5 protein-coding genes are annotated in these 6,523 nt (G+C 49.1%); all 5 read right to left on the bottom strand.

Annotation, left to right across the window (positions count from 1 at the left end; translation table 11 throughout):
- Positions 1–239 precede the first annotated feature (239 nt).
- The 5 genes from AB5405_RS05525 to AB5405_RS05505 all read right to left on the bottom strand — a co-directional run bounded on the left by AB5405_RS05525 (position 240) and on the right by AB5405_RS05505 (position 6,502).
- Entirely contained in the window at positions 240–1,436 is a 1,197-nt protein-coding gene (locus AB5405_RS05525) for a nucleotide sugar dehydrogenase (protein ID WP_368137821.1), read from the bottom strand.
- Between the two features lie 69 nt (positions 1,437–1,505).
- Complete coding sequence (locus AB5405_RS05520; RefSeq protein ID WP_368137820.1) at positions 1,506–2,543, bottom strand: NAD-dependent epimerase/dehydratase family protein; 1,038 nt, start codon at positions 2,541–2,543, stop codon at positions 1,506–1,508.
- Positions 2,544–2,569: 26 nt separating this feature from the next.
- Positions 2,570–3,778 (bottom strand): glycosyltransferase, encoded by a 1,209-nt coding sequence (locus AB5405_RS05515; RefSeq protein WP_368137819.1) that lies wholly within the window; start codon positions 3,776–3,778, stop codon positions 2,570–2,572.
- Positions 3,779–3,827: 49 nt separating this feature from the next.
- A complete protein-coding gene (locus tag AB5405_RS05510) occupies positions 3,828–5,258 on the bottom strand; it encodes a lipopolysaccharide biosynthesis protein (RefSeq protein ID WP_368137818.1) in 1,431 nt (476 codons plus the stop codon).
- The gene (locus AB5405_RS05505) at positions 5,258–6,502 is read right to left on the bottom strand and encodes a hypothetical protein (protein ID WP_368137817.1); all 1,245 of its coding nucleotides are present in this window, start codon (positions 6,500–6,502) and stop codon (positions 5,258–5,260) included. Before AB5405_RS05505 ends, AB5405_RS05510 begins: the two co-directional genes overlap by 1 nt.
- Positions 6,503–6,523: the final 21 nt, after the last annotated feature.

Here is a 6,523-nt window from a genome sequence, read left to right as displayed (position 1 = left end):
CCGTTTGTCTCCACCCGCGTAGCGGGTGGTTTAAAGCTGGCCGCTGCGCGGCCAGCAGACTAAAGTCTTGAACAAAAGTGGGGTGTTATCGGCGTTAGCCGATAACACCCCACTTTCAGTGCAGCAGAACTTGTCGAAGCCGAGCCCACCCAACACAGGTAGACCGCTTCTCTCCCCTAGTCTCGCTTAAACAGATCCCTCGTGTATACCTTGTCCGCCACGTCCGCGAGCTCGTCGCTTCAGCGGTTGGCCACGATCACGTCGCAGCCGGCCTTGAAGGCCTCCAGGTCGTGCGTGACCTCGGAGCCGAAGAACTCCGGCGCGTCCAGCGTGGGCTCGTAGACCACCACGGGCACGCCCTTGGCCTTCACGCGCTTCATGACGCCCTGGATGGAGCTCGCGCGGAAGTTGTCGGAGTTGGACTTCATCGTCAGGCGGTACACGCCCACGACCGGCTTCGGCTTGCCCTCGTACACGCGGTCCCACACCATCTGCAGCACCTCGTCTGCCACGAAGTCCTTGCGGGTGCGGTTGGCCTCGACGATGGCCTCGATCAGGTTCTGAGGCACATCTTTATAATTTGCCAGCAGCTGCTTGGTGTCCTTGGGCAGGCAGTAGCCGCCGTAGCCGAAGCTGGGGTTGTTGTAGTGGCTGCCGATGCGCGGCTCCAGGCACACGCCGTCGATGACGTCGCGGGTGTTGAGGCCGCGGACCTCGCAGTAGGTGTCGAGCTCGTTGAAGTAGGCCACGCGCAGCGCCAGGTAGGTGTTGGCGAAGAGCTTGACGGCCTCGGCCTCGGTGGTGCCCAACACGAGCTCGGGGATGCCGATAGTTCCGTCGGCGTTCACGCGCTCCAGCTCGTCGGGGTCCGCCCCTTGGGCAAGCAGGCGCGCGAAGCGCTCGGCAGCCGCGACGGCGTCGGCGTCGTCCTTCGGCGCGCCCACCACGATGCGGCTGGGGTGCAGGTTGTCGTATAGTGCCTTGCTCTCGCGCAGGAACTCCGGGCTGAAGAAGATCTTGCTGTCGCCCAGCCTCTCGCGCAGGCCCGCGGTGTAGCCCACCGGGATGGTCGACTTGATGACGATCCAGGCGTCCGGGTTCACCGAGCGCACGGCGGCGATGGCGGCCTCGACCGAGCTCGTGTCGAAGAAGTTCCTGTCCGAGTCGTAGTTGGTGGGCGTGGCGATGACGGCGTAGTCGGCACCTGAATAGGCCTCCGCCACGTCGACGGTGGCGTGCAGGTCGAGCTCGCGCTCCCCCGCCTTGGCCTCCGCCAGGAAGCGCTCGATCTCGTCGTCCTGAATGGGCGATACGTAGCTGTTGATCTTCTCGACCTTCTCGGGCACGATGTCCAGCGCGTGCACCTCGTTGTGCTGCGAGAGCAGGACGGCGAGGGACAGGCCGACGTAGCCGGTACCGGCGACAGCGATCTTCATGTCATTCTCCAATTGTCAAAGAACAATAATTCGCATTAAAAATGGCCCCTATTACAGGGCCATGATTTCCTAAATGTTGTAGTAGCGCTTATACCATTTGGCGAAGGCCCTCAGGCCGTCCTCGAGCGGCGTCGCGGGCTTGTAGCCCAGGTCGCGCTGGAGCGCCGTGGTGTCGGCGTAGGTGACGGGCACGTCGCCGGGCTGCATGGGCACGAGCTGCTTGTGGGCCTCGAAGTCGTAGTCGGCCGGCAGCACGCCCTCCTCCACCAGCACGCGCTGCAGCGTGTCGACGAAGTCGAGCAGGTTCTCGGGGTGCGAGTTGCCGATGTTGTAGACGCGGTGCGCGGCGAGCGGCAAACCGTCCTCGCCCATCTTCACCTCGGGCGCGGCGTCCATGACGCGCCTCACGCCCTCGACGATGTCGTCGACGTAGGTGAAGTCGCGGCGGCAGTCGCCCATGTTAAAGATCTTGATGGTGTCCCCGCGGCGCAGCTTCTCGGTAAATCCGAAGTAGGCCATGTCGGGCCTGCCCATAGGACCGTACACCGTGAAGAATCGCAGGCCAGTCGCCGGGATGGAGTAGAGCTTGGAGTAGGCGGCAGCCATGAGCTCGTTGGACTTCTTGGTGGCGGCGTAGAGCGACACCGGCGAGTCGACTCGGTCCTCCTCGGAGAACGGCACCTTCTTGTTGCCGCCGTAGACCGAGCTGGAGCTGGCGTAGACGAGGTGCTTGACCGGGTGGTGGCGGCATGCCTCAAGGATGTTGAAGAAGCCGACGAGGTTGCTCTCGAGGTAGGCGCGCGGGTTCTCGATGGAGTAGCGGACACCGGCCTGGGCCGCGAGGTTCACCACGACGTCGAAGCCGTTCTCCGCGAACAGGCGCTCGACGAGCGCGGCGTCGCACAGGTCGCCGCGCACGAAGGTAAAGCGACCGTCGACATCGACATCGGCCAGCATGCGCAGGCGCGCGTCCTTGATGCCGGGGTCGTAGTAGCTGTTGAGGTTGTCGAGTCCGACGATGGCATCATCGGTCTCCTTGAGCAGCTTCTTGACGAGGAACGCGCCGATAAAGCCGGCTGCTCCGGTGACGAGTACTTTATTTGACATATTGCTCCTTTGGACGATCGAAATAACTAGCTGCGAATTGAAAGTACTGATTTGAGAAATGATGAAAATGAATCTATGTAATTGTCTGACTCAAAAAGTTCTAAAGCCTTTTCTAGTGCAGCTCGTTTCATGCTGGTCAACTCATGGTCAGTCAAATTGCATGCGCTTGTGATTCCGTCTAGAAGAGCTTGATTGCTTAAATCCGGAATAACAATTCCGTCAATCATATTCTCGAGAATAAGATCGGCTCCTCCGACCGCGTTGCATAACATCGGAACACCGTTTGACATACACTCAGCGAATTTTGTTGAAAATCCGGCGCGAGAATATAAATCAGGAGTTCTAAATAGAATTCCAAAGTCAGATTCTTGCAGCATTTTGATTACGCTGTCATGGGAAACACGGCCGTGAAAATGAACCTTATTAGATCTGGCAATGTTTCCCATTAAACTGACTGCCTGGTTTAAATCAATTCCAATTACATCGAGTACTGGTTGAGTGATTGCAGGAATAGCGTCATTACTTATAAGCGAAATAAACTCTGTAAGTGAGTCTTTTCCCCCAGCGGGTGAACCTGCATAGACAAACTTGGTTATAGTTCTCCGCTTCAATCCTTCTAAAGAGCAAGGGTCACTAAGTGAGTCTCCGACCCTATTTAAGGGTGGCAAATAAAAAACCTTTGGATATCCTTGAGAGGAGTAGAGTGAATCGAAATGTTTTTTAAAAAAGGGCGAGATTGCGATAACTCCATCTAGCAATCTATCCACTTCAGCCACCCGTTTAGAACGAGATTTCTCCACAAGCCAAGCAGCTAAATCTCCTGTAAATTTCGGAGTAAACCAATCGGTCTCATCAACGATTACGGGAACGTTAAAATCATGGCAATGATCTAAAACCCGTTTTGCAAGCTTATGTTGTATCCCGTAATAAATAACCAAGTCGGGCTGTATTTGATCGAAACATCGAGTGAAGGCTTTAAAGCTGAAGGAAGAAGAGATTCGCTCGTAATACTTTTTTGCTATTTGATGGTGCCCGAATTTCACCTCATACGGAAAATCAAAGGGATAGTCGTAATTGCTGCCTATGGCGTTGGATGACGGCTCAATTATTCCAGCAAGAACAAAATGGACGTTGAAGCCACATTTAACCAGCAAATCGGAAATTGCGAAAGCATGTTTTGTAGGAGCATTATCCCCCGGAATTGATTGAACTAGATATAAAACCTGTTTATTCATTCTGTAGTTCATTTCTGATCGATTCATCAATGCCGTTAGAAAATAACGGTTAATTCCGACGAAGGGACAATTTGTCCATAAGCAAATTGAATCCTTCGATGTTCATCAGCTTAGATAGCACGATGTAACACCCTAAGGACCCGAGAGGGGCAACGATTAACGAAATAAGATTCCCGTTTGAAATGTGGATTAATAATAATGCGATCACCACGGAAAACAATGTGGCAATTGACGGCTTAAGAACGTCAATAAGCTGCTCAAATATGCCATAGCCGAGCACTTTTTTATTCGGGGTCATGTTAATTAACATTGAGACAAATCCGCAAAAGGCACTTGAAAGGGAAATCGCAAATACACCAAAAGGAATCGACATAATTAAAACGATGAACGAAATAGCCTTCTTAATGACCTCAAGCTTAAAACAAAGGGCGCCTTGACCTGCTGCTTTAAGTGCCTGCCAATTCATAGATTGAAGGGGTTGAAATAGATAGAACAAGCACGCAACTTGAAGATACGGGACGCATTCCGCCCATTTTTGACCCAAAAGAACAAGAACCAGAGGACGCGCACACGCAGCCAAAATTCCCATCATGGGGAAAACAAGATAAGCAGAAAGCTGCATCGCTTTTCTAAGAACTGATTTGAGCGCATTTTGGCTGTCTTTCTTTTCAGCCATTAGAGGTAACATAACATTGCTAATTGGAGTGTTTAAGTTGCCTACAATTAAAGCCGGGAATTGGTTGCCGCGATTAAAGAAAGCCAAGTCTGCGGAGGAATAGAATTTTCCGATGACTAAAGAACGACCTTCTGTATAAATAGAATTAATAAGGTTGGCACTTGTAAATTGTATTCCAAGGGGCAACAGCTCTCTTGCTGAACCAACCACGAATTTTAGTCTAGGCGTCCATTTTGTTAACCAAGCCATTAGTACCGTTGTCATCAGAACAGTAAGTATCTGTTGAATGATTAGCGCATAAATACCAAAACCCAACATTGCAACTACGATAGCTGCTAATCCTGAGATCAAGGAGCTGAGGAACGATGCAGAAAATTGCAATCTAAATAAAAAGTTCTTTGCAATATAGGCCTTTTGAATTGCATTCAGTGCCGAAAGAGGAAGACGTAATGCCAGAACCCTTAGGTAAAGACACATATCTGCATTTCCATAGAAGTCTGCAATGCTTGGAGCCGAAATAAATATCAATACATATAAGATGCTCGACAATGCAATTGAACATGACAACATTGTCGAGTAGTCAATTTGATTGATGTCAGACTTTTGTATTAGCGCTTCGCCAAGTCCATTTGTGACAAGCACGTCTGCCAAATTTGTAAATACAAGCAGCAGCGAAAGAGTACCGTAATCACTCGGGGACAGCAAACGCGCCAGAATTAGGGAAATTACAAATAGGGCACCTTGCGTGGCAAATCTCTCACCTATTGCCCAAAACATACTGGTTGCAGCCTTGTTCGAAGCCATTATTTTTCACCATCCGCATTGCACATACGCTTAGATCTTTCTGGTTCTATGTTGTTTAGGGCAAAACCAAAGGATGAAAATAGAAGAACGACCCCGACATTAATTGTGTAAGAGTAATAAGTTGATAATCCCAGAATCGCCATGAGATAAAAGAGGGCAACAAATTTGCAGTGGCTATTTTTGGAAGAACCAAATAAGCAACGCGACATGACATACAAAAGCGGAACAACGGCTAAAACGCCAAAATGAAACATCAAATAAATTATTTGATTATCGAAAAAGAGATAATTTGAATTCGTGCCATATCTATATCCAGCGCTAATTCCGTTACCGAATATAAGCGATGCCGGTTCAACCTGGCTATAGAAAATTTCATATTGGTTAGACCGTGTATCTTCTCCGATTCTGTTTAAAAACGAATCAAGAACTTCAGGATAGATAAACGACAACGCCAAAAGTGCTGTTCCAGTTGCAAAAATTACAATTACTGTTCGTTTAAAAACTTTGTCAATTCCTTTAGCCATAAAAGTTGCAACAAGCATGACTAACATTGGTTGAATTAACCAACTTCTGGTTGCCAGCATTAATGCGGCGATGCAGGCTAGAATGCCTATACCCATCGTTATGAAATACGCGTGTTCATCATTAGATTTAAGCACCACGGTTGACCAATATAAACTGATGCCAAATGCAAAATAGTCCCTCGCAGGACACCATCCAATATAAGATCCAAAGCCACAAAGAGATTTAAATTTTAGAATTGAAATAAGTGAAGCGATAAAGCAAAACAGAGAAAGAAGAGAGACCCATTTCTTTATAAGCAACTTGATGCTTGGCTCCTCCGCCAATAGGTAAAACAAGGGAATTACAAATACTGTGGTTGGGACTTCTCCAAAGAGCACACTGGATAAATCGCCCTCGTTATTGACAATGGCGAATAAGCTATAAATTATTAGTCCAAAAAATGAACAAGATATGATGAGCCAATTTGCTTTTCGGGATTTACTTATTGCGCGCAACAAAAGAATGGAAAAGCAGATTTGCTGAATGAGATTAAATAAAGAAGCAAAGCGCCCATTAGAGGTGCTGAATGCAAAACGGTTAATCTCCCAATCTGTTGCAAATGAGTATGAGGCGCCCAGGTCTCGAACAAAGGGGACCATTAGACCAGATATTATTGCAATTCCTAATAGCAACTCAGAAATACTTTTGTTTTGATTATGCAGTGTCATTTGGTTGCGCAATGTTGTTTTCCTTATTGGAGG

The organism is Collinsella aerofaciens (genome assembly GCF_040920445.1).
GTDB lineage: Bacteria > Actinomycetota > Coriobacteriia > Coriobacteriales > Coriobacteriaceae > Collinsella > Collinsella aerofaciens_BH.
Note: the sequence above shows the minus strand (reverse complement) of the source record. Positions and strands in the feature narration are given on the sequence as shown.